The 21,568-nt window shown below is 58.2% G+C and carries 20 protein-coding genes, 3 tRNA genes and 3 pseudogenes; 14 read left to right on the top strand and 12 right to left on the bottom strand.

The window, feature by feature from the left end:
- The first annotated feature begins 8 nt into the window (after nucleotides 1–8).
- A complete protein-coding gene (gene purM, locus D9V82_RS09920; protein WP_121912230.1) occupies nucleotides 9–1,061 on the top strand; it encodes a phosphoribosylformylglycinamidine cyclo-ligase in 1,053 nt (350 codons plus the stop codon).
- Nucleotides 1,062–1,156: 95 nt separating this feature from the next.
- Here the strand turns inward: purM and D9V82_RS09915 are convergent, their stop codons facing one another.
- Nucleotides 1,157–1,375 carry a DUF3073 domain-containing protein gene (locus tag D9V82_RS09915; RefSeq protein WP_183122455.1) on the bottom strand — a complete coding sequence of 73 codons (219 nt, stop codon included), beginning with the start codon at nucleotides 1,373–1,375 and terminating at the stop codon, nucleotides 1,157–1,159.
- 140 nt (nucleotides 1,376–1,515) lie between these two features.
- Nucleotides 1,516–2,580: a CAF17-like 4Fe-4S cluster assembly/insertion protein YgfZ gene (ygfZ, locus tag D9V82_RS09910; protein WP_121912228.1), complete on the bottom strand. Its 1,065-nt coding sequence runs from the start codon at nucleotides 2,578–2,580 to the stop codon at nucleotides 1,516–1,518.
- Nucleotides 2,581–2,610: 30 nt separating this feature from the next.
- On the opposite strand from ygfZ, the gene D9V82_RS09905 reads away from it, so the two are divergent.
- The gene (locus D9V82_RS09905; protein WP_121912227.1) at nucleotides 2,611–3,480 is read left to right on the top strand and encodes an aminodeoxychorismate lyase; all 870 of its coding nucleotides are present in this window, start codon (nucleotides 2,611–2,613) and stop codon (nucleotides 3,478–3,480) included.
- Nucleotides 3,481–3,488: 8 nt separating this feature from the next.
- Here the strand turns inward: D9V82_RS09905 and D9V82_RS09900 are convergent, their stop codons facing one another.
- Nucleotides 3,489–4,184: a heme-binding beta-barrel domain-containing protein gene (locus tag D9V82_RS09900; protein WP_121912226.1), complete on the bottom strand. Its 696-nt coding sequence runs from the start codon at nucleotides 4,182–4,184 to the stop codon at nucleotides 3,489–3,491.
- 65 nt (nucleotides 4,185–4,249) lie between these two features.
- Between D9V82_RS09900 and D9V82_RS09895 the strand changes: the two genes are divergently transcribed.
- Entirely contained in the window at nucleotides 4,250–5,275 is a 1,026-nt protein-coding gene (locus tag D9V82_RS09895; RefSeq protein ID WP_183122456.1) for a diacylglycerol/lipid kinase family protein, read from the top strand.
- Here D9V82_RS09895 and D9V82_RS09890 read toward each other — a convergent pair.
- A complete protein-coding gene (locus tag D9V82_RS09890; RefSeq protein WP_167449786.1) occupies nucleotides 5,272–6,096 on the bottom strand; it encodes an LmeA family phospholipid-binding protein in 825 nt (274 codons plus the stop codon). The two genes, D9V82_RS09895 and D9V82_RS09890, sit on opposite strands and share 4 nt — an antisense overlap.
- 33 nt (nucleotides 6,097–6,129) lie before the next feature.
- Between D9V82_RS09890 and mshD the strand changes: the two genes are divergently transcribed.
- The 5 genes from mshD (at nucleotide 6,130) to pstB (ending at nucleotide 11,324) form a co-directional block, all read left to right on the top strand.
- Nucleotides 6,130–7,041: a mycothiol synthase gene (gene mshD / locus D9V82_RS09885; RefSeq protein ID WP_183129446.1), complete on the top strand. Its 912-nt coding sequence runs from the start codon at nucleotides 6,130–6,132 to the stop codon at nucleotides 7,039–7,041.
- A gap of 236 nt (nucleotides 7,042–7,277) precedes the next feature.
- The gene (gene pstS, locus D9V82_RS09880; RefSeq protein WP_121912222.1) at nucleotides 7,278–8,384 is read left to right on the top strand and encodes a phosphate ABC transporter substrate-binding protein PstS; all 1,107 of its coding nucleotides are present in this window, start codon (nucleotides 7,278–7,280) and stop codon (nucleotides 8,382–8,384) included.
- Between the two features lie 134 nt (nucleotides 8,385–8,518).
- Entirely contained in the window at nucleotides 8,519–9,571 is a 1,053-nt protein-coding gene (gene pstC / locus D9V82_RS09875) for a phosphate ABC transporter permease subunit PstC (protein WP_121912221.1), read from the top strand.
- A gap of 12 nt (nucleotides 9,572–9,583) precedes the next feature.
- Nucleotides 9,584–10,498, top strand: coding sequence for a phosphate ABC transporter permease PstA (gene pstA, locus D9V82_RS09870; protein ID WP_121912220.1), 915 nt, complete (start codon nucleotides 9,584–9,586; stop codon nucleotides 10,496–10,498).
- Nucleotides 10,499–10,550: 52 nt separating this feature from the next.
- The gene (gene pstB / locus D9V82_RS09865) at nucleotides 10,551–11,324 is read left to right on the top strand and encodes a phosphate ABC transporter ATP-binding protein PstB (RefSeq protein ID WP_005279626.1); all 774 of its coding nucleotides are present in this window, start codon (nucleotides 10,551–10,553) and stop codon (nucleotides 11,322–11,324) included.
- 102 nt (nucleotides 11,325–11,426) lie between these two features.
- On the opposite strand, the gene phoU is transcribed toward pstB, so the two are convergent.
- Nucleotides 11,427–12,155, bottom strand: a complete 729-nt coding sequence (gene phoU, locus D9V82_RS09860) for a phosphate signaling complex protein PhoU (RefSeq protein ID WP_121912219.1) — start codon at nucleotides 12,153–12,155, stop codon at nucleotides 11,427–11,429.
- Between the two features lie 58 nt (nucleotides 12,156–12,213).
- Nucleotides 12,214–13,359, bottom strand: coding sequence for a tRNA dihydrouridine synthase DusB (gene dusB / locus D9V82_RS09855; RefSeq protein WP_121912218.1), 1,146 nt, complete (start codon nucleotides 13,357–13,359; stop codon nucleotides 12,214–12,216).
- Between the two features lie 192 nt (nucleotides 13,360–13,551).
- On the opposite strand from dusB, the gene D9V82_RS09850 reads away from it, so the two are divergent.
- Both D9V82_RS09850 and D9V82_RS09845 read left to right on the top strand, forming a co-directional pair.
- Nucleotides 13,552–15,054 (top strand): acetyl-CoA hydrolase/transferase family protein, encoded by a 1,503-nt coding sequence (locus D9V82_RS09850; RefSeq protein ID WP_121912217.1) that lies wholly within the window; start codon nucleotides 13,552–13,554, stop codon nucleotides 15,052–15,054.
- Between the two features lie 142 nt (nucleotides 15,055–15,196).
- Nucleotides 15,197–15,269: transfer RNA gene (locus D9V82_RS09845), tRNA-Lys, on the top strand.
- Between the two features lie 32 nt (nucleotides 15,270–15,301).
- On the opposite strand, the gene D9V82_RS12055 is transcribed toward D9V82_RS09845, so the two are convergent.
- Nucleotides 15,302–15,634, bottom strand: a complete 333-nt coding sequence (locus D9V82_RS12055) for a hypothetical protein (RefSeq protein WP_147446198.1) — start codon at nucleotides 15,632–15,634, stop codon at nucleotides 15,302–15,304.
- Between the two features lie 344 nt (nucleotides 15,635–15,978).
- On the opposite strand from D9V82_RS12055, the gene D9V82_RS09840 reads away from it, so the two are divergent.
- Entirely contained in the window at nucleotides 15,979–16,329 is a 351-nt protein-coding gene (locus tag D9V82_RS09840) for an ABC transporter substrate-binding protein (RefSeq protein WP_200443853.1), read from the top strand.
- 140 nt (nucleotides 16,330–16,469) lie between these two features.
- A complete protein-coding gene (locus D9V82_RS12050; protein ID WP_147446176.1) occupies nucleotides 16,470–16,745 on the top strand; it encodes a hypothetical protein in 276 nt (91 codons plus the stop codon).
- Between the two features lie 111 nt (nucleotides 16,746–16,856).
- On the opposite strand, the gene D9V82_RS09830 is transcribed toward D9V82_RS12050, so the two are convergent.
- From D9V82_RS09830 to D9V82_RS09815, 4 genes and pseudogenes are all read right to left on the bottom strand, one after another.
- Nucleotides 16,857–17,963, bottom strand: coding sequence for an esterase/lipase family protein (locus tag D9V82_RS09830; RefSeq protein ID WP_234461303.1), 1,107 nt, complete (start codon nucleotides 17,961–17,963; stop codon nucleotides 16,857–16,859).
- Between the two features lie 360 nt (nucleotides 17,964–18,323).
- Nucleotides 18,324–18,649 (bottom strand): annotated as a pseudogene (locus D9V82_RS12725) (iron chelate uptake ABC transporter family permease subunit).
- A 420-nt stretch (nucleotides 18,650–19,069) separates the two neighbouring features.
- A pseudogene (locus tag D9V82_RS13005) lies at nucleotides 19,070–19,679 on the bottom strand (FecCD family ABC transporter permease); the annotation flags it as partial.
- Nucleotides 19,680–20,163: 484 nt separating this feature from the next.
- The gene (locus tag D9V82_RS09815; RefSeq protein WP_121912214.1) at nucleotides 20,164–20,496 is read right to left on the bottom strand and encodes a metal-sensitive transcriptional regulator; all 333 of its coding nucleotides are present in this window, start codon (nucleotides 20,494–20,496) and stop codon (nucleotides 20,164–20,166) included.
- Nucleotides 20,497–20,577: 81 nt separating this feature from the next.
- Here D9V82_RS09815 and D9V82_RS09810 point away from each other — a divergent pair.
- Nucleotides 20,578–20,653 (top strand) — tRNA-Glu (locus D9V82_RS09810).
- 31 nt (nucleotides 20,654–20,684) lie between these two features.
- Nucleotides 20,685–20,758 (top strand) — tRNA-Asp (locus tag D9V82_RS09805).
- A 99-nt stretch (nucleotides 20,759–20,857) separates the two neighbouring features.
- Here D9V82_RS09805 and D9V82_RS09800 read toward each other — a convergent pair.
- A pseudogene (locus D9V82_RS09800) lies at nucleotides 20,858–21,440 on the bottom strand (integrase core domain-containing protein); the annotation flags it as partial.
- Nucleotides 21,441–21,568: the final 128 nt, after the last annotated feature.

Raw genomic sequence — 21,568 nt, 5'->3', positions numbered from 1 at the left:
CTAAGAACATGAGTGACAACTCCTACGCCGCAGCCGGCGTGAATATCGAAGAAGGCGACCGCGCGGTAAGCCTGTTCGCCCCACATGCCAAGCGCGCCACCCGCCCGGAGGTTATGGGTGGCCTTGGCGGCTTTGCGGGGCTTTTCAAGCTGGGCGAATACAAAGAACCGATTCTCGCTGCTGGCTCCGATGGAGTTGGCACGAAGTTGGCCGTAGCGCAGGCTATGGATAAGCATGACTCCATTGGCATCGATCTCGTTGCCATGTGTGTCGATGACCTTGTTGTCTGCGGCGCCGAGCCGCTATTCCTGCAGGACTACATCGCTGTGGGCAAGGTCGTGCCGGAAAAGGTGGCCGAGATAGTCAAGGGTATCGCTGAGGGCTGTGTGCAGGCGGGTGCTGCGCTGCTCGGCGGTGAGACGGCCGAACACCCCGGCATGATGGGGGAGAGCGAATATGATGTTTCTGCCACCGCCGTCGGCGTGGTTGAGGCCGATGGAGTGCTGGGCCCGGAAAAGGTGCGCGAGGGCGATGTGCTCATTGCCATGGGCTCGTCCGGGTTGCACTCCAACGGCTACTCACTCGTGCGCCACGTCTTGCTGGAACAAGCGGGAATGCCACTAGACGGTTATGTGGAAGAGCTTGGCCGCCCGCTAGGCGAGGAGCTTTTGGAGCCCACCCGCATTTACGCCAAAGAGTGCCTGGCTCTGGCGCAGGAATGCTCCGTATCCACCTTCTGCCACGTCACCGGAGGCGGGTTGGCCGGCAACTTGGAGCGCGTTATCCCGGAGGGCCTGAGTGCCGAGGTCAACCGCTCCACGTGGAATCCGGGTCAGATCTTCAAACTCATCTCGTCCGTGGGCAAGGTAGAGCTGGCGGAGATGGAAAAAACCTTCAACATGGGCGTGGGCATGATTGCCGTGGTCAATCCGGAGGATCGCGACCGCGCCCTAGCCATGCTTACCGCCCGCCATATCGATGCGTGGGAGCTGGGCAGCGTCCGCGCAGCAGACGGTGAACAACCACGCGTTATCATGCACGGGGAACACTCCAACTTCTAGTACAGAGGTACAAGAGGAAGGCCTTAGGTTAAAAACCTAAGGCCTTTTTCACAACTACTCTAAGAGCGGAAGATTGGCGCTCTTCGAGCGGAAGATTAGCGCTCGTCCTCGTTGTCCATATCCCATCCGCCGACATACTCGGCGTAGGGATCATCCTCTTCGGCGTAGGGATCATCCTCTTCATAGTCGTGGGAGTCACCCTCTTGTTGAGCAGCGAGTTCCCGTTGAAGGGACTCGATATCCATATCGGGTGAGTTGTACTTGAGCTGGCGTGCAACTTTGGTCTGCTTTGCCTTAGCGCGTCCGCGTCCCATGTGCATGACCCCCTTGGGCTAGTAGGGCGCTCCAGGGATTCTTGGGCGCCCCATCGGCTTGTCAATGATGTATCTTCCTGTAAGACACAATAGCGTGTGTGATGAAAAAATTCCGCACCGGCCCCCGATGAGTGGAAAATCTACCGCCCGCGCAGCCGGTTTACCGCCGCGCGCCCGGCCTTGGGGCCCTCATCTTCGGGGATAGAGGACGGGTCAATCGACGCCGCGGTATCGCCGATCTCCACTGTGCCTGCATCTAAGGCAGAGCGCTTTACCAACCCCAAAGCGATGGGGCCGAAGTCGCAGTCATCAACGACGGTTCCGATGCGACCTACCTTACGCCCATTGAAAGTAATGTCATCGCCCACAGTGGGCCGCTCTGGCGCGGATCCGTCCAAGTGAAGGAGCACCAAAAGACGGGGGGAGCGGCCTAGGTTCTCCACGCGGGCTACGGTTTCCTGGCCGCGGTAGCAGCCTTTATTCAGGTGCACATGGGCGGGATTGGTTTCACTGCGGCTAATCCACTGCGGAACTTCGTGCGGGATGGACTTCTTATCTAAATCGGCAGCAAGCTCCGGCTCCCGGGCGCGCACGCGCTCGGCGGTAAAGGCCATAAGCCCGGCTAGTTGCGCACCCTCTGTCTCCAACATGGCCATGGTTTCCACCAACTTTGCGCGCGGAATGCCTAGGTCAACACGCTTAGTACCTAACCACTGCACTTCGCGGGAAAAGGTCACGGTGGGTGGGATAGGAATATTGGACTTACCCAGCATTGTGATGATTGCAATGTCGGCTTCTTCGATCGTGACCGCAGACCAAAAGACCATTTTGGTGAAAAAATCTCGGGCGGATTCGAACTGCGCGGCGGGGAGATCGAGGTAAAAATTATCGCCGACGCGGGTAATATCCATGTGATGGACAATGTGGCCCTGGGTATCCAGGTCGAGGGTGCCGGCGGAGAAACCAGAGGGGACATCATCAAGCTTTTGTGACAGCAGGTTATTAAGAAAACCTGGCGCATCAGCCCCGCTGACGCGCAGTACGCGGCGCTGCGAGCGGTCGATGGCGATAGTTCCCGTTTCGGCCGCACGCTGCTCCCCAAGGGGATTGCCGTAGTGCCAGGCCACACCTTGGGCATCGAGTACAGTTGCGTCCTGGTGCTCGGCGGCACCGGCGCGTTGCAGAAGTGGCGAAGAATAACTCACACCTACCGATGGTAGGGCATAATCGTGTGTATGAAACCCTCCCCGCGAAAAGAGTCAGTCATCTACGTCGTGGAACCCTTCGGTGGATCGGTACGCAAGCATTCTCCCTCCCTGCCGCTTGTCTATGCCGATGATGCCGCCGTGACCCGCGGGGATGGCATCTTTGAATCGCTGCTGGTCCGCGGCGGCAAGGCGGCCAACCTTACCCGCCACGCGCAGCGCTTTCGCGATTCGGCGCGGGCGCTCGACCTCCCGGAACCGCCGACGAATAAGTGGGAAGAGGCGACTCGGCTGGCGATTGCGGATTATTACGGTACCGATACTAATCTTCCGGATGCCAAATGCACGTGGACCTATACTCGTGGCCGGGCCGCCACCGGCGTGCCTAGCGCGTGGGTGACGGTGCAGCCGCTGGGTGATGTCCCCCTTCACCAACGCTCTACCGGTGTTACCGTCCTGACGACCCCGCGCCTGTGGCATGTGGCCGGAGAGCTACCGGCTAAGACGCTCAACTACGCCGCGACGATGGCGATGCTGCGCATAGCTAAAGACAAAGGGTATGACGACCTCATACTGACGGACCCGGATACCGGCGAAATCTTAGAAGGTGCTACCTCTACCGTGGTGGCGGTGCGAGGAAAAAAGCTGCGTACCGCCGCCGGCCGCGGCATTTTGCCTGGTACCACGCAGGCAGCGCTCTTTGACTACGCCCAAGAACACGGCTATCGCTGCAAGGCCAAGCCGTTGACGGTGGAGTACCTGGAAAAGTCCGATTCGGTGTGGTTGGTCTCTTCCGTACGTGTGGCGGTACGGGTGACTAAATTAAATGAGAAAACGCTAAAAGCCCCGGATAACGAGAAAGAAATCCGGGGCCTGATCGATGCTGCGCTAGGGGCTTAGGCAGTTCTTTACCCGGCGATGCGGGTAAGCTCAGCGGACATGTAGGGGCGCATCTCACCATCGACCATGCGCTCATCTACCCAGCCTAGGTTGTTATTGGGCATGAGACCGTACATGCGCTTGCCAGGGCCCAGGTTCTTTGGGCCGGTCTCCGTGACCATGGTGGAGGCGGATTCGAGCTGCCACGCGCGCTCGTTGAAGGGCTCGCCGTAAAAGATCTCCACGATGCCGGTAGAAGAGGTGTAGGTGACTTCGATTTCATCCTTGGCAGAGATACGCCAAAAACCGGTTTCGCGGGTAGATGGGCCTTGCGGCTTGCCCTCAGCATCGATCTTCCAGGTGCGCGAGCTAAAAGTTAGGTAATTCTCGCCGTCGTGGGCGATGACCAGCTGCTGGCCAAAGGTGTATTCGCTCCCGTCGGTGTCGTGGGCCTGGCCCTCGCCCTGCCAGACGCCTACAAGGGGGAGGAGTCCCAGCAGGCCATCGTGGAGCGATGGGCCCTGACGCAGGTTAGCGGTATCTGCGGGGATAGGGACATCGCCCAGCTCGATGGCAGGAATATTGTGGTTGGCCGCATCCTTCCACTGCTCGGCGGCCCGGTTGACCGCATCATTGCCGTTGAGCGCGCCGGAGGTGTTTTCCGGGTGGGACGCGGCGGCGGTTTCGACGTTAGGGGTAGTAGAGTTGCTGGTATTTTCGCTCATGTGCGTCCAGCCTAGTCGTGCCAGGGGTGCTTTAACTACTAGGCTGGGCCGTTGTGCGTGCGCTGATGATTTCCAACCCCAATTCGACTTCGCAATCCCACGGGATCTTTCGCGAAATCGTGCCCGTCCTGCGGGCCGTAGCAGGGATGCACCTGCTGGTGAAGTTTACCCACTATTCAGGGCATGCAGAAGACATTGTCCGCGGTCTGACCGTGGACGATTATGATGTCATCATTGCCGTAGGTGGTGATGGCACCGTCAATGAGATTGTCAATGGTCTGCTGGGACCGGCCGGTGGCGATACCCCCAGCCGACACGAGGTACCGGCGCTCGCCGTCATTCCCACCGGGTCTGCGAATGTCTTCGTCCGTGCCCTCGGCTTTCCTAGTACTCCAGTCGAGGCCACCCATGTTTTGGCCCGCTCGCTAGAGCACGATCTGCGCCGCACCATTTATCTCGGCACGTGGAATGAACGCTGGTTTGCCGTCAATGCCGGCTTCGGTATGGACGCGGATGTTCTCGCGCGCGTGGACCGCGCCCGCGAACAAGGCTTTTCCGCCACCCCGCTGCGCTATCTCAACGTGGCCATTCGGGCCTGGCTGCGGGCGCGCCGCAACCCGCCGCAGATTACGGTATGTGCGGAATCCCGCTGCAAGCATATGCTCCATAAGCAGGATATCCCGCTCCTGTTTACGTCTAATACCAACCCCTGGACCTTCTTGGGCCCCTTGCCGGTGGTGACCAACCCGCACAATTCCTTCGACGAGGGCCTGGCGCTTTTTGGGTTAGAAAAACTAAGCGGCATGCGCGGGGTCATCGGCCTGCTGCACCTGTTTGGCGCCGATAAGCAAGGCTTGCTCAAACGGCTGGTGAAGGAAAAGACCTTGGGTTTTGATGATGCCCAGCGTGTTGAGCTTGAGTGCCGTACCCCGCAGCGCTTCCAGGCCGATGGCGAATTCGAAGGAATCTTCCGCCACGTGACGCTGACCTCTGTGGCTGATGCCATCGAGGTCTACGCGCCGCAGGAGGGGCGGCAGGTGCTACAGCGCTCCGTGCAGGAAGTGCTGCGGGACTTTATTCGTCTTCGTTAGGATTTATCCTCGTTTGGTGCAGGGCCTACCTTATTGGCGGTATCGGCCGCTTTCTTTTCGGCCTCCTTGACGGCCCGTTGCTCCGAGCCCTCGATTTCTAGAGGGGATAGCTGGGCCATCTGGACCTTGATATTGCGGCGCTGAACCTCAAAGTAGATGGTGCCGCCCTGCAGCCTCACCATGGTCGCTTGCGCCGGCAGTGGGAGCTCGCGCGTAGTGAAGTTGAGGGAAAACGCCTCCTGCAGGCGCGGATCATCGGTGCCGTAGACCTCCATGCGGAACTCCGGGCCCACTAGGCGCAGCGTGACCAGGGCGGTGGACTTCTCCTTATCGCCCGGCAAGGTGCCGGTAAGCTCTGCCTTGGCAGAAACGCCGCCGGAAGGCGAAATATCATCCGGATTGGCAATAGAGAGATCGGTAATACCCAAAAGACGCCCCAGTGCCACGCCGTCCAGGGAAATGCCGCGCGAATAGGTAGATACGGGCGCGCCTTCGATATCGCCGCTTAGCACCTGCTCAGGGGTGACGGTGATATCGCGCAGCACGGTCGAGGCGTTGACCATGCCCAGCTTGGGAACCTCTACATCCAGCGCCTTGACCTGCAGATAGGGGATTTCCTTAGAGCCTGCCGCCCACAGGTACGGGGTCCCGCCAATATAAACCTGTGGGGAGTTTTCCAGCCTGGAGTTTTCCTTTACCTGCTGGGCAATCCTGTGCTCAGAATGCATGGCCACGCAGGCATCGGCGACCCAGGCGACAATGACCACGCCCGCCACGATGAGCGCGTGCACGATGCGCCGGTCGACTTTGACTACACTCACACCCTCAAATTTAGCCTACGTATTATGAGCACCATGAATATCACCGAAGAAAACCTCCCCGCCTCCCCAGAACTGGCGAGCTCCCTGGAAGAGCTCGCAGCACTTACAGAAAAGGCCGATGGTATCGCCCCGCTGTCGGAGCAATTCCTTAACGGCTTGCGCGATGAGCGCCTGCACCACGAGCACTTGGTGGCCTGGATCGACGGTAATCCGATTGGCGTATCGGGCCGCAAGGATTCCACTGCGGAGCTTTTTATCGCTCCAGATTATCGCGGCAAGGGTTATGGCACCGCGCTGTATGATGCCACCGCTCACGCCACCACTAACCTCGAAATTTGGGCGCATGGCAACGGCAAACCGGCACAGGCTCTGGCTAGCTCCCGGGCCCTTACTGTTACCCGCACCCTCGTGGTTATGAGCATCGATGGCAGCGACCTAGAAAGCGCTGCCCACGTAGGCGTGCTGCCGCTGCAGGCCGTCGATTACAGCGAGGCGGTGGACAAATGGGGCAAGGACACCGTGGATAAGGAATGGCTGCGCGTTAATAATGAGGCTTTTTCTTGGCACCCAGAGCAAGGCGGTTGGGATTTAGAGCGCCTGCATCGCGGCATGGAAGCTGACTGGCTCGATCCCCGAGACGTTTTGTTCTTTTGGGACGAGAACACGCAGGGGCACCCGGTCCTTGCCGGTTTCCACTGGGCCAAGTGGCACGAGGAGGAAGATCCCGGTTTCGGTGAAGTCTACGTCGTGGGCCTTGCAGAGGCGTATCGTGGCCGGAAATTGGGCGGACCGTTGCTGCAAATTGGGTTGCAACGCATGGTAGAAAAGGGAGCTCAGCGGGTTATTTTATACGTGGAAGCGGATAATGAGCCGGCACTGAAGGCCTACAAGCGGCTGGGCTTTTGCGTTGATGAAGAGCACGTTGTTTGGGGCCAGTGTGATTAAGCTCGCGTTAACTTTCTAGCTTGTTCATGAAGTGTTTACCTTAAGTAACCCTGCTAGTTAATTCCTTCGATTAGGTTCACTGGTTGTGAGAAAATCGCACCTGCGTATCTGCATCCCGCATCACGTTTAGCGGACGTGGGATGCAGGTGGCTGCCGCTAGGCAGTACATCCCCGTTGATGGGGAGGCGGTTTCCTCGGACAATCAATCTCTAATCTGCACCGGAAAGGGTTTTCCCGTGATTCGCAATTTTAAGCACTCTGCCGCTATCTTTGGCCTCCTGGCCGCCAGCTCTACTGCTCTCGTAGCTTGTTCTGAGGACACCGGCTCTGGCTCCTCGGGTTCCTCCGAGGGCAGCGGCGTCGCTGGCGAGATTGTTGGTGAGGGTGCCTCCTCCCAGCAGAACGCAATGTCGTACTTCGGCACCGCCTTCGCAGCGGATAACCCAGACGCAAACCTGTCCTACACCGCTTCCGGTTCGGGTAAGGGCGTTGAGGCTTTCATTAACGGTCAGGCACACTTCGCTGGGTCCGACTCCCCGCTCAAGGAAAGTGACGGCCAGATTGAGGCTGCCAAGGAGCGTTGCGATGGCAACGATGCATGGCACCTTCCTTCTACCATCGGCCCGGTCGCCATCGCTTATAACCTGGGGGACCAGGAAATCAGCCTCTCTACCGAAACTCTAGTCAAGATTTTCAAGGGAGAGATTAAGAAGTGGAACGACGCAGCGATCGCCGCTGATAATGATGGTGCAGACCTGCCGGACACTGACATTCATGTCATCTTCCGTTCTGATGAGTCTGGTACTTCCGATAACTTCCAGAAGTTCCTGAGCGCGTCTACCGGTAAATGGGATGGTGAAGGCAAGCAGTTCCCAGACTCCGTAGGTGAAGGCGCAAACGGTTCCTCTGGCGTAGCTGACCAGGTAGCAAACATCGAGGGTGCTATCACCTACGTTGAGGCCGGATTTGCTGACCAGAAGGAATCTGACGGCGTCAAGAAGGCAAAGATTGACTTTGGCAATGGCCCAGTCGAGCTGAATGACGAGACCGTCAACAAGGCTCTGGAGAACCTGGTATTCAAGGACACCGCTTCCGAGAACGACATGGTCGTTGACTCCAAGGCTCTCTTCGCTTCCGATGCAGAGGGCGCATATCCGCTGATCCTCACCACCTATAACATCGTCTGCTCCGCTGGCTACGATGAAGAGACCAGTAAACTGGTTAAGGGATTCTTCACTAGCGTGTTGGATCACCAGGATGACCAGTTGGCAGAGCAGGGTTTCATCCCAGTTAAGGGTGACCACCTTGACCGCCTGAAGAACGCTGTTGACGCGTTGCAGTAAGACGTGACCGCGTTTTACCTCGTGATTTAACGTTCCGCCCGCCCCCACTGCCTTCTTCGAGACGTGCTTTGGGGGCGCAGGCATGTACATCGCATGTCCCTTGCTTCCACTTAAAATAAGGATTAAAACGTCTCATGGCAGACAATAATCTCACCCAGGCATCGACTGCAGAGACGCTGCCCGTTTCTGGCATCGAACAGCCCCATACCCGTGGCGATAACGAGCATGACTTGGCTACCTCTAACTCCGGTAACTCCGTTAAGCGCCCCGGTGACCGCATTTTCGAATTCTTCTCCACTGCCTCTGCCACGCTCATCACCGTAATGATCGCGGCGATCGCCGTCTTCCTCATTTGGCGTGCCGTCCCTGCACTTAGCGTCAACGAGAATGGCCTGTTGGGCTTTTTCACCTACGGCGAGCGCTGGGAGACCACCAATACCTCCGCGATGAAGTTTGGTATCCCGACTATGTTCGGAACGACTATCCTCATCTCGGTCTTCGCGCTGCTTCTGGCTATGCCAGTCGCACTTGCGATTGCCATCTTCTTGTCCAACTACGCCCCGGCACGCTTGGTTAAGCCGCTGGGATTCTTGGTGGACATGCTGGCCGCCGTGCCATCCATCGTCTATGGCCTTTGGGGTTGGCAGGTCCTCGGCCCAGCTCTGTCCAGCTTCTACACTTGGATTGAATCGTGGGCCGGCGGTTTCTTCCTGTTTACCCTGTACGATAACTCGCCTGCCTTTGCTACCGGCCGCAACCTCTTTACCGGTGGCATCGTGCTCGCAGTGATGATTTTGCCGATTATCGCCGCTACCGCACGTGAGGTCTTCGTGCAAACGCCGCCGGGCCAGATCGAGTCAGCACTGGCTCTTGGCGCTACGCGCTGGGAAGTTATCCGTATGACCGTCCTGCCCTTCGGTATGTCCGGCTATGTCGCCGGCTCCATGCTGGGCTTGGGCCGTGCATTGGGTGAGACCATGGCTCTGTACATGGTGGTTTCGCCGTTGGTGGATTTCCGTTTCTCCCTTTTCGATGGCGGTACTACCTTCGCCACGGCCATCGCCCTCGCTGCCGCCGAGTTCGGTAATGAGACGCGCGCTGGTGCGTATATCGCCGCTGGTTTGATGCTGTTCTTGCTGACGTTCGTGGTCAATGCCATTGCCCGCGCGATCGTGAAGAACAAGTAAGGAAGGACAACAATGACTACTACGACAAATAACAAGCCCGCCTCCGCTGGTGGGGCAACCTTCCTGGAAATTTCTGGCGCGCGTAAGGCAGCCAATAGTGTTGCCACCGTCGTCGTATGGGGCGCCATGGCCTTGGCGATGCTCCCTTTGATCTGGGTACTCTGGGAGCTGATCTCGCGCGGCAGCGGCGTGATTTTCTCCGCTGACTGGTGGACGCTGTCCCAGCGCGGTGTGATGAATAGTGCAGAAGGCGGCGGTGCCGCTCACGCCATCGTCGGTACTTTTGTCCAAACCGCTTTGGCTTCCCTCCTGTCCATACCGATAGGCATCTTTACCGCCATCTATTTGGTGGAATATTCCAAGGGTGGCTGGCTCGGTCGCACCACCACCTTCATGGTAGATATCCTGTCCGGTGTGCCTTCCATCGTGGCGGCGCTGTTCATTTTCGCCATGTGGATCACGCTTTTCGGCTTTGGCCGTTCTGGCTTTGCCGTCGCCCTATCCTTGGTCCTGTTGATGATCCCCATCGTGGTACGCAATACCGAAGAGATGCTGCGAGTGGTTCCCATGGATCTGCGCGAGGCCTCCTATGCGCTGGGCGTGCCCAAGTGGAAGACCATTGCACGCATCGTGCTGCCAACGGCCCTATCGGGCATCGTCACCGGTATCATGCTGGCCATTGCTCGTGTGATGGGTGAATCTTCCCCGGTGCTCGTCTTGGTTGGTTCCTCTTCGGTGATTAACTGGGATGCGTTCAAAGGCTCGCAGTCTTCGCTGCCGCTGATGATGCTTGATATGTACAAGGCCGGTGCCCAGCCTGCCGTGCTGGATAAGCTGTGGGGCGCAGCGCTGACGCTGGTCATCCTCATAGCCATCCTCAACATTGCGGCGCGCGTAATTTCCGCGAAGTTCTCTGTCAAGAAATAGCCGCACACGATTCCGCCACTCACACACTTCCACAAGAGGAGAAAACTCCACAATGTCTAAGCTCGAGCTCAACGACGTCGATATTTTCTATGGTGATTTCCACGCCGTACAGAACGTCAATATGCAGATCCCAGCGCAAGCCGTTACTGCTTTCATCGGTCCGTCTGGCTGCGGTAAATCCACCGTGCTGCGCACTTTGAATCGCATGCACGAGGTTATCCCTGGTGCATCCGTCAAGGGCGAGATCCTGCTCGATGGCACCAATATCTACGGCCCCAAGGTAGATCCTGTGTCCGTGCGCAATACCATCGGCATGGTTTTCCAGAAGGCCAACCCATTTCCCACGATGTCCATTGAGGACAACGTAGTTGCCGGCCTGAAGCTGTCTGGCGAAAAAAATAAGAAGAAACTCAAGGAAGTCGCCGAACAGTCCCTGCGCGGCGCCAACCTCTGGGATGAGGTCAAGGACCGCCTGGATAAGCCGGGCGGCGGTCTTTCCGGTGGTCAACAGCAGCGCTTGTGCATCGCTCGCGCGATTGCAGTGGAACCGGAAGTATTGCTGATGGACGAGCCTTGTTCCGCGCTGGACCCGATTTCCACCCTGGCCGTGGAGGATCTCATCCATGAGTTAAAGGAAAACTTCACCATCGTCATCGTGACCCACAACATGCAGCAGGCCGCCCGCGTGTCCGATAAGACCGGATTCTTCTCGCTGGAAGCCACCGGCAAGCCGGGGCACCTCGTGGAGTTCGATGAAACCACCCGCATCTTTGAGAACCCTTCCCAGAAGGAGACCGAAGACTACATTTCTGGCCGCTTCGGATAAAAGTAGCGCCTGATTGTCCGAGAAGGGGAGGTGCCTCCAGCGCAGGGAGGTACCTCCCCATTATGGCATTTAAGCCGTTCGCGGTGGCCTCATATGTGTGTCTTAGCGGCGGAATTGGCGCTCTAATTCGCTCATGCGGGCCTCGAACTCGGCGTCTTTTTGATCCTCTTGGAGCTTCTTTTCAAACTCTTCCGGTAAAAGGCCGGTGGCAAAATAAATGATCCGCCCAGCCACGGAGACGCAGTGATCGGCGTACCGCTCGTAGTAGCGGGTAATCTGCGCCGTCTCTACGGCCTGGCGCACCGTTCCGTCCCATTCGCGCTGGGTGAGGATGCGCAGTAGGTGGTGGTTGATATCGTCCACTGCGTCATCGTCCGAACGGACGTTGACGGACAGCTCTGCATCCGGGGTGACCAAAATATCGTGCACTACCGCACCCATATCCTGGGTTAACCGGAACATTTCTTCCATGAAACCGAGGTATTTATTGGGTACGACGGCCTCTGGGTGGCGACGGCGGGCGGAGTCGGCAATGTGCTGAGCCAGCTGGCCCATGCGGAAGAGGTCTTCAATGATGTAGATGGAAGAGACCACCTGACGCAAATCCTGGGCCATGGGATTTTCCAGCGCCAAAAGCTTTACTGCGCGTTCGGAGCAGCGTGAGCGTATTTCATCGAGTTCCTCGGTGAGGCTAAGCGCTTCCTCCGCGGGTTCTAGGGCGCGATCGAGCAGCGCTCGGGAGGCCTTATCCATGATGGTGCGGACGATATCGCACATGACGATGAGGTCGTGCGAGAAGTTGTCCAGATGCTCACGGTAGGCAGTACGCATGCAGGAAATGATAGCTCACATACCGCGCAAATGCTCGCTGAGTCACACCTCCGCGTATCTAGCCGCCGGAATTATAAATATCCGCGCCGACCGGAACGAATTCATCCTCGGGGTCATCCAACCAGCCATCGGGAAGCGCGACCTTGGAGGGGGAGCCTTGGCGCCCGCGTGCACCTTCGGCGTCGGCAGCTACAGCAGCAGAATCCGCCCACGGTGCCAACAATTCGCGCAGGCGCTCTAGGGAATCGACCTTGGCCAGGCCAGCGCGCACTTGCCCGCCTACGGGGAACCCGCGCAGATACCAGCCAACGTGCTTGCGGATGTCCCGGGCCGCGTGCTCTTCGCCCTCATGCTTCGCTAGCAGTTCCGCATGACGCATAATGACCTGGGTGACCTGGCCCAAGGTAGGCTCGGCAGGGATGGACTCGCCGCGCAGGGCAGCGCCCAATGCTGCGAAAAGCCACGGTCGGCCCAGGCAGCCGCGGCCCACCTGCACACCGTCACAACCGGTGGCTTCCATCATGCGGCAGGCGTCATCGGCGCGGAAAATGTCGCCATTGCCCAGCACCGGAACACCGGTATTCGCGAGGTGCTCCTTAAGGCGGGCGATCTCATCCCACCGGGCCTCGCCGGAGTAACGCTGCGCGGCCGTTCGACCGTGCAAGGTCACGGCGGCCGCACCGCAGTCTGCGGCAATGCGCCCGGCATCGAGGTGGGTGTGGTGCTCATCGTCTATGCCCACGCGCATCTTCACCGTTACAGGAATATTCGTACCCTCAGTGGCCTTGACGGCAGCGGAGACGATATTGCCAAATAGGCGGCGCTTATAAGGAAGGGCAGAGCCGCCGCCCCGCCTGGTCACCTTGGGAACGGGGCAACCGAAATTCATATCGACGTGGTCAGCTAAGTTTTCATCGACGATGATCTTGACGGCCTTATAAGTATATTCCGGATCCACCGTATATATCTGTAGGGAACGCGGATCTTCATCGGGGGCAAAGGTGGTCATGTGCATGGTTTTCTCGTTACGCTCCACTAGGGCGCGCGCGGTGACCATCTCGCAGACGTACAAGCCCGACACCGTTCCGGTGCGGGCTAGTTCCTGCTCCCGACACAACGTGCGAAAGGCAACGTTGGTTACCCCCGCCATGGGGGCGAGGATGACGGGGGAGGAGAGGTCGTAATTTCCAATGCGCAAATTCACGCCCTAATTGTGCTTGTTAACGGCGGAATTTAGCAACTAGGGCACAGGTGGCGCTTACTGTGGGATCCCATTATTGGGGTTGAGATCACACAATGATGGTGGAAAAAACGTTAGTTTTCGCTACTGTGGTCTGTGTAACTAAATTGGGTTGGCCGTAGCCCCGGTCTACTCGCAGATAAAGGAGGATAACAGTTGTCCGATAGAATCGCATACGCCCCGTTTGAAAAGCTCGTAGTTTCTGCAGAAGAAGCCGCGAAGTACGTCAACAATGGTGACCGCGTAGGCATCTCCGGCTTCACCGGTGCCGGTTACCCTAAGGGTGTTCCTACCGCCATCGCAGATAAGGCGAAGGCGCTGCACGAAAAGGGCGAAGAGTTCAAGATTGACCTATTCTCTGGTGCCTCTACTGCCCCGGACTGCGATGGTGTTTTGGCAGAGGCAGAGGCGATTAACTTCCGCTCCCCCTATAACTCCGACCCCGTGCTGCGCAAGCAATTCAACGACGGTACCGCGCTCTACCAGGATATCCACCTGTCCCACCTAGGCCAGCAGGTAGAAGAAGGCTTCTACGGTGACTTCCATGTGGCTATCATCGAGGCCGTACGCATCACCGAGGAAGGCAATATCGTGCCGTCCTCCGCAGTGGGCAATAACCTCGAGTTCGTTGATGCTGCAGATAAGATCATTATCGAGATTAACGAGTGGCAGTCCGAGAACCTCGAGGGTATGCACGATATCTACCGTATCGAAAAGCTGCCTAACCGCCAGCCCATCCCCATTAACAAGCCGGGTGACCGCATCGGTACCACCTACATGGAGATACCTAAGGACAAGGTCGTGGCAGTCGTGAAGACCAACGCTCCCGACCGCAACGCTCCATTCCGAGCGCCGGACGAGATCTCTGAGAAGATTGCTGCTAACTTCATCGAATTCTTGGAAGGTGAGGTAGCTGCAGGCCGCCTCGAGTACGACAAATTCATCATGCAGTCCGGCGTGGGCAACGTGCCGAACGCCGTGATGGCTGGCCTTTTGGACTCCAAGTTCGAAAACATTCAGGCATACACCGAGGTTATCCAGGATGGCATGCTGGATCTTATCGATGCCGGCAAGATGACCGTGGCTTCTGCAACCTCCTTCGCGTTGTCGCCGGAGTACGCCGAAAAGATGAACGCCGAGGCCGATCGCTACCGCAAACACATCATTCTGCGCCCGCAGCAGATTTCTAACCACCCTGAGGTTATCCGCCGCGTCGGTCTGATCTCTTCCAACGGCATGATTGAGGGAGATATCTACGGCAACATCAACTCCACCAACGTGTCCGGTTCTCGTATTATGAACGGCACCGGAGGCTCTGGTGACTTCACCCGTAACGCCTACATTTCCACTTTCGTGTCCCCGTCCGTCGCGAAGGATGGTGCCATCTCCGCTCTGGTTCCGTTTGTGTCCCACACGGACCACACGGAGCACGACACCATGGTCATCATCACCGAGTACGGGGTGGCTGACCTGCGTGGCTTGGCTCCAAAGCAGCGTGTAGAGAAGATTATAGCCGTGGCTCATCCGGACTACCGTCCGCTGCTGGAGGAGTACTACGACCGTGCGAAGAAAAACAGGTTCCAGCACACCCCGCATGACTTGAAGACCGCTTTCGATTTCCAGGTTAACTTCCTAGAAAAGGGTGACATGCGCGGTTAATACTGACCGGGCTATTAAGGGGAGGGCGTTCCAGCTGGGAGGCCCTCCTTCCGTTTTGTGCGGGTATTGTTCAGCGAAGGACTCAGACGAATACACCCAATTAGGAGATCTAAAAGTCAACACGCTAATATAGAGCCTCGTTGGGCCTTTAGCTCAGTTGGTAGAGCTACGGACTTTTAATCCGCAGGTCGTGGGTTCGATCCCCACAGGGCCCACATCTGTCACCAGTCGCGACATACTTGACGGGTTAGTCGCGGCATCGTTGACAAACCGGCATCTCAGTTGTTTTTGTTCTGGGGTGCCGGTTTTTGCGTGTTGAACCAGCGGAGGGTATCGATGATGCCCCTGTGCCACCACATTCAGTCGTGCCCGCCGGAGGATGCCCCGTAATAATTTGGTGTGCGGGCGAGGGGACAGCGGAGAAGCGCAGCGTCCAGGGGAGGAGTTCCTTGATGAGGAGGGCATCGCCGCGCTCCTGTGCCTGCAGGATTTCGTTGCGGTGGGCGACATCAGCAGGCGCAGAGAAGAGAACTGCAGTAGGGGGAATATCCGCGCGAGCCTCGGCTGCGCGTAGCAGCACATCCAGATGCGCTGAGTGCCAGACCCCTCGGTAATTTTTCGGGATTTCGTAAGGGCTGCTGTGGCCGTGGGCGCAGCGCTGACCCTTGGCTTCGGTCAGGTGGCCTGCAGCTCCAGAGATTCCAGAACTTCTAACGATTCAAATTCCTCAGCCTCGTGGGATAACTTCTCCGGCCGTGATGAAGGGCTGTGGCCGCGCACTGTCGAGACCGATGGCGGGGTTTTGACGCTGGATTCGAAGCCCGAGCGCATCGTCTCGACCTCCACACCACCCTCACCGGCTTCCTGCTGGCTATTGACGCTCCCGTAGTCGCATCTGCCGCGACCGTTCCCTATAGTGCTGGCTTGTCGGATGGTCAGGGCTTCTGCGAGCAGCGGTCGAAGGAAGCCGAGGAGCAGGACCTCGCCAAGCTCTGGGAGAACGCCGAGCCGAAGATCGAAAACGTCGTGAACTACGCCCCCGACACCATTAAGCTCTCGTTGGAGAACATCCAGAAGGGGCTGCTGGGTAAGTTCTGGATCGTTATTGCTGCCGCCGATAAGAACAAGGAGTTCATCAAGGAAGATCCGGCCTTCAACTCCACCGAGGCGTATAAGAGCGACCAGGTGTACTACACCCCGGCGTCGACTTTCCGCCTAGATTGTTACTCCGCACAGATCTTTCTGGACTCCATTAAGGATAGCTTCACGAAGTAGTGAGCCTTTTTACAGAATCACCGGCTGCAGCGGTCATGAACAAGGTGCAGCATGGTACTTCGGGCGGAATGCTGGGTGCCTGCACAGTCACCCTGCTTTGCTGTTTCACTTCAAGACCACGGGCGACCACATTCTAACCATTGAGCCCGGCGCAGGAGGGGATATCACTTAGTGAAAACGCACTGGGCGATGGCACGGCCTACGGGCTGGCGGAGTACCTCGACCGCATTGGCATTGACGGGCTCGGCGGGAGCACTAACACCACGGAACCTGATGAGCGCGGTGGGCATGTCGCACACGGGGCGTGGTGGGCGCGCAGTGTGATGCAGCGGCGCACGGCTGCTCGTACCGCGAATGCCCGCAGTATAGGGATGATCTGTGATCTGTGTAACCGGGATGTTCCGCCACTGTTCTAGATAGTAGTTCTTGGTGTCCTGCCCATGACACACAAAACTCCTTGCAGTTTTCGCGTCCCGGCGCGATGAACTGCAAGGAGTAGAGGAGCTATATGGGGTGAAGGACCGCCCCTAGAACTTGGAGGAACCCTCCGCGATGGGGTTCACGATGGTATCCATGCTGGAGAGCCAGTCGGCACCCATAGAGGAGCCACCGTCAACAAAACCAGTTACCGGGGTGCACGGCACCTCGACGTTGCGACCCAGCTCATTAGCGGTCAGTGCGATCGCGCGCGGGGAGTACGTGATGCCCAGGTGCTCGGAGGCATCCAGAGAGCATCCGTCCTGCAGCACGTGGTTGGTAGCTTCAGGGGAGGTGAACTGGCTCGCGGCCAGCGGGGTCACGGCCTCATCGAAGCGGGTGGAGATGGAGGCGTAGCGCACGCCGGGAACCTCAATCCCGCCCTCGTTGAGCTGCGCCATGTAGTCGCTGTGCTGCAGCAACTGTCGGGTGCTGGGGCTTACGGCCAGGGTGATGAGGTTATCGCCGAAACCATTCAGGGCGTTGAGCTTTTCTAGAGCATAGGAAACTCCTAGCAGGGAAGTGCCGTGCAGCACGCCCGCGATGGATACGATGGTGCCGACGCCGTGTCCCTGCTCTTGCTTGGCGTAGGCGGTGGCGATGGTGGCACCAGCAGAGTGCCCCACGAGGTCGACCTCGGTGGCGCCGGTCTGTTCCTTCAGGCGGTTGATGTAGTCGGTGAACTGCGCTAAGGAGGTCTCGAAGGGAGCCATGGCGCGAGTGATGGGCACGCTACCGATGAGAGAGCTTCCATCCGGGGTGAGGGTGCCCGGCATCTTGCCCACGTTGAAGGCGTACACGCACTTGCCAAGCTCGGCTAGCTTCGAGGACATGCCCGCGTATGTCTGGTATGCATTCGAGTTCATGCCGTGCAGGAGCACGACGGGATTCTCTCCGGGGGCAGGGGTGCAGGCGATATTGGCGCTCGGGGGCGTGAGGTTCTCCGTTAGACCCTGCTTGGCCATGCCGTTGATGAAGTCCTTGGCGTAGGGGCCGTGCGGTCCCATATCCGTCCAGGGGAGGACAGGGCTTTCGGACGCCGCCGGGGCGGGCTTGCTGGAGAGGGCGGCATTGGCGGTCGAGATGGTGGCGGCAGAGACCGTGAGGCCGACGGCGGCAAAGAAAGCTGCGGTGGTGCGCAGAATGGAACGGCGCATGAGAGAATCCTTTCCTACAAAAACAGTGCCGCGTATTTCACGGCAAGGGGTTTGGCTGAACTGAGCCTTACGCTATCAAATATGTGCTCTGGACAACATTAATTTTAGATGTGACAAAAATCACTCCATTTCATAGGTGGAGATAATTCGGCTTATACGTGCTTCTTTGGGTTTTATTCGGTTCTTTATGAAAAGAAAAAACACCCCATATGGGTGGTATCTTTCATGGAAATGACTAATCGGCAAAGGCTCGCGAGTTGGGTCGTGCCACCGAGGGGGCGCCCGTTGCCGGATCGGGTACTACTAGGCACCACAGGTCAAAGACATCCTCCATGAGCTGGGCGGTGAGCGCGGTTGTCGCTACGCTCCCGACCATGGGCAGGGGCGGGTGCGCTGCACCCGAACGCCCTGCGTGGTAGCGGCCTCGTCGCCCAGCTCCATCGTGTGCAGGGAGGAGGCAAGCAGTGCAACCGCCACAAAGACGAACGCGCCCAGGATGAGCACCGGGATGAGTCCCTGCCACTTTATCCTGGTAATCGAGCTCGCCGCCCAAAAACGACAACCATGGCATCCTCTTCCAGCGCGCGGGTGATGGGGTAGGAGTTCAGCGATCCGAGGGCGGCGGACATAGCGATATCCACGATGATGAGTCGGAAGCTCTGTACGCCACGTCGCCATGCCAGCACATAGACCGCCAGGGCGGTGAGTGTGCCGCCGATGAGAGCGGCACCCGTCAGTCCCAGTAGCTCGTCGATCCGAGCGCCAGAACGGTGATTGTCACGGCGGTGTAGGAGCCGGCATCAAAGCCGATAATGTCCGGGCAACCCAGGGGATTGCGGGTAGTGATTGGAAGATTGCGCCGCCTATGCCCAGCAGAGCTCCAAAAATACCGCCGAGATCGCCATCGATGCCGAGCGCGTGAAGTACCTCTGGGGAGGAGAGGTGGTACTCCCCCGAGCGTGAGCGAGATTAAGGCCAAGGTGATGGCCGGGAGGAAAGCACTGCGCTGGTCGCGGCGAGCCGCACCGGGATGCGATGTGAAAACCAGCGCGAGTGCAGCGTAAGACTGCGATAGCCGGGGGATATCTGCTGAGGCTGTGTCTCTTTCACAGTCCACTCACTTTCCTTCTGCGTACGAGGGCGATGAGAACGTGCGCGCCGATGAGGGCGGTGATGATGCCGGCTTCGGCCTCGCCGGGGAGTGCGACGATGCGCCCCACAGTATCGGCGACGAGGATGAGCACGGGCGCTGCCAGGGCGGAGTAGCAATGAACCACAGCTAATCAGGGTCTACGAACCACCGCGCCACATGCGGAACCATCAGACCTACGAAGCTAATGCCACCGGTCAGTGTCGGGGCAGAACCCGCGAGCAGGGTGAGGGCAATGAGGCTAAGCACGCGGGTACGTCCCACCTTCGTGCCGAGCGATGCCGCGAGAACGTCGCCAAGCGCAATGGAGTTGAGGGATTACGACAGCGCCAGAGAGAGAAGCATGCCACCGTAAGGAACGGCAGGGCGCTGAGGATATCCCCGAGGGTCACATCCGTGGTGGAACCCACACCCCAGTGTCGAACCGCATCGAAGGTGGCGGGGCCGATGAGGGGGAGGAAGCTTGTGCGTCCCGTAAGTACCGCGCCCAGCGTCATACCTGCGAGGACGAGAGTGCCGGCGAAGCCCGCACCCGCATTGACGCCGAGAATGCCGGGGTCGGCCAGGAAGTAGGAGCCGTTGGCGAAGTTCATCGCGATGCTCACGAGCAGGAGAGCGAGGATGAGGAGCAGTCCCTCACGGCGGCGGGACCGCTGCTACTTGGTGACGTCCGCCTGCGCGGGTGTTGCATATGCTTCTGCTGTTGGGGGTGCGTGTGGTGGGGAAAAAGAGGTCATTCTGCTAGGCCTTAAAACTCGTAGCGGTTCCATCGAACGATGGGGTGAACCGAAAGTTAGGCGAGTGGTACCTAGTAATTATGCGGTAACGGTGGGAGTTATAGACCGTGTGGCTGCGCGCCGGGGACTGGGGTGGTCGTGCCGATAGCGGGGTTTTTGCCACGCAGATCACCAGGCAGTCGCAGGTGCAGGTGAACACGCCCACGCGGGGGTCTGCCGGGTCATTGCATCTGCATGCAATCCATGTCCGGAAAGTTATAAATTCGTGCGCCACAGGGCCCACATCAGGAACCGAGTGCGTACGGCTCTTATTCTAGTTTTTCACGAGCTTTTTAATAGCATGCATAGCCTCCGCTAGCTTCTCCTTAGCCACCTCGCCGTCCTCGGCTGCTGCACCGGCTACGCAGTGTTCTATGTGGTCCTCTAGAAGCGTCAGGGAGACGTTTTCCAGTGCGGAGGTCACCGCAGAGATTTGGGTGATGATATTGATGCAGTATTGGTCCTCATCGACCATGCGGTGAATACCGCGCGTCTGGCCTTCGATGCGTTTCAGACGCGCCAGATAACGTGCTTTACTCTTGCTGTCCGCGTTATAGCCGTGTACATCTGGCTCGTGGCAGGAACAGGTTTTGTGCTGTTCGTTCATGGGTAAAACTCCTTCTAACGGAGCGATTTTGTTTCTTAGCGTTGTCTCCAGTATATTTCTAGAAGTCGCCAAAAGCGACGGGCCCCCATCGTCTAGCGGCCTAGGACACTGCCCTTTCACGGCAGCGGCACGGGTTCGAATCCCGTTGGGGGTACCAACACTTTTGTGTTGGTTTAAAAAATTCATTTGGCCTTGTGGCGCAGTTGGTTAGCGCGCCGCCCTGTCACGGCGGAGGTCGCGGGTTCAAGTCCCGTCAAGGTCGCATTCTGTCATGAGTCGCGACATGCTTGACAGGTGAGTCGCGACATCGTTGACAAACCGGCATCTCAGTTTCTTTTTGTTTTGGGATGCCGGTTTCTTCTTATTCTGGGCCTAGGGGTGGGTCTCCTTGTTTCCAGTAGGGCTTTTGGTAGTTGCGGCTGGTGTCGATGTAGTGTTCGGTGATGACTTCGCCGGTTTCGGCTAGTGATGTGATGACGTGGTTGTCGGCGATGACCATGAGGATTTTCTTTCTCTTCCATTTGCGGCCGATGCCTAGGTGGAAGAGTTTGCCGGCGTAGCGCACGGTGGTTTTGCCTTCTGTCCCAGACGACGTCGTTTCTGGTGCGCCATTCTTGTGTCGGGTTGTGGGCTGGGCTGGCTTTTTCGCCGGTGGTATAGGCCTGGTGTGGGGTGCGTCGGCCTAGGGCTTTGTGGGGGCGTGTGGTGTTGTAGTAGTCGCGGAATTCGTCAAGGAGTTTCTGCAGTTCAGCAACGGTTTTAGCGGGTGGTCGGGCGTTGATCCATTTTTTGAGTGTTTGGTGGAAGCGCTCGATTTTTCCTTGAGTTTGGGGATGGCCTGGTCGGCCGTTTTTCTGTTGGATTTTGTTGGTGGTGAGGACTTTTTCAAAGGCGTTTCGCCCACCTTTGCGTCCTGCTAGGCGGGCGGTGAAGACGAGGCCGTTGGGTCAAGTCCCGTGTAGTGGTGTAGCCGTTTGTGCTTTCGGCTCGGTATTCAGTTCTGTGTTTGAGGTCAGGCGGTTAGCTGGTTGTGGTCACCATTGGCGTCTCCTGTGCGGTGCATGAGGTGTCT

It is taken from the genome of Corynebacterium macginleyi, assembly GCF_003688935.1.
Lineage (GTDB): Bacteria > Actinomycetota > Actinomycetes > Mycobacteriales > Mycobacteriaceae > Corynebacterium > Corynebacterium macginleyi.
This window is presented reverse-complemented; position numbering and strand designations above follow the sequence as displayed.

Excerpts from the sequence above, each read along its gene's own strand:
- D9V82_RS09815 (WP_121912214.1), bottom strand. The coding sequence starts at position 20,496 with ATGAACGAACAGCACAAAACCTGTTCCTGCCACGAGCCAGATGTACAC.
- pstA (WP_121912220.1), top strand. The coding sequence starts at position 9,584 with ATGACTACTACGACAAATAACAAGCCCGCCTCCGCTGGTGGGGCAACC.
- D9V82_RS09900 (WP_121912226.1), bottom strand. The coding sequence starts at position 4,184 with ATGAGCGAAAATACCAGCAACTCTACTACCCCTAACGTCGAAACCGCC.
- purM (WP_121912230.1), top strand. The coding sequence starts at position 9 with ATGAGTGACAACTCCTACGCCGCAGCCGGCGTGAATATCGAAGAAGGC.
- D9V82_RS09830 (WP_234461303.1), bottom strand. The coding sequence starts at position 17,963 with ATGCGCCGTTCCATTCTGCGCACCACCGCAGCTTTCTTTGCCGCCGTC.
- D9V82_RS09905 (WP_121912227.1), top strand. The coding sequence starts at position 2,611 with ATGAAACCCTCCCCGCGAAAAGAGTCAGTCATCTACGTCGTGGAACCC.
- D9V82_RS09895 (WP_183122456.1), top strand. The coding sequence starts at position 4,250 with ATGATTTCCAACCCCAATTCGACTTCGCAATCCCACGGGATCTTTCGC.
- mshD (WP_183129446.1), top strand. The coding sequence starts at position 6,130 with ATGAATATCACCGAAGAAAACCTCCCCGCCTCCCCAGAACTGGCGAGC.
- pstB (WP_005279626.1), top strand. The coding sequence starts at position 10,551 with ATGTCTAAGCTCGAGCTCAACGACGTCGATATTTTCTATGGTGATTTC.
- pstC (WP_121912221.1), top strand. The coding sequence starts at position 8,519 with ATGGCAGACAATAATCTCACCCAGGCATCGACTGCAGAGACGCTGCCC.
- phoU (WP_121912219.1), bottom strand. The coding sequence starts at position 12,155 with ATGCGTACTGCCTACCGTGAGCATCTGGACAACTTCTCGCACGACCTC.
- D9V82_RS09915 (WP_183122455.1), bottom strand. The coding sequence starts at position 1,375 with ATGGGACGCGGACGCGCTAAGGCAAAGCAGACCAAAGTTGCACGCCAG.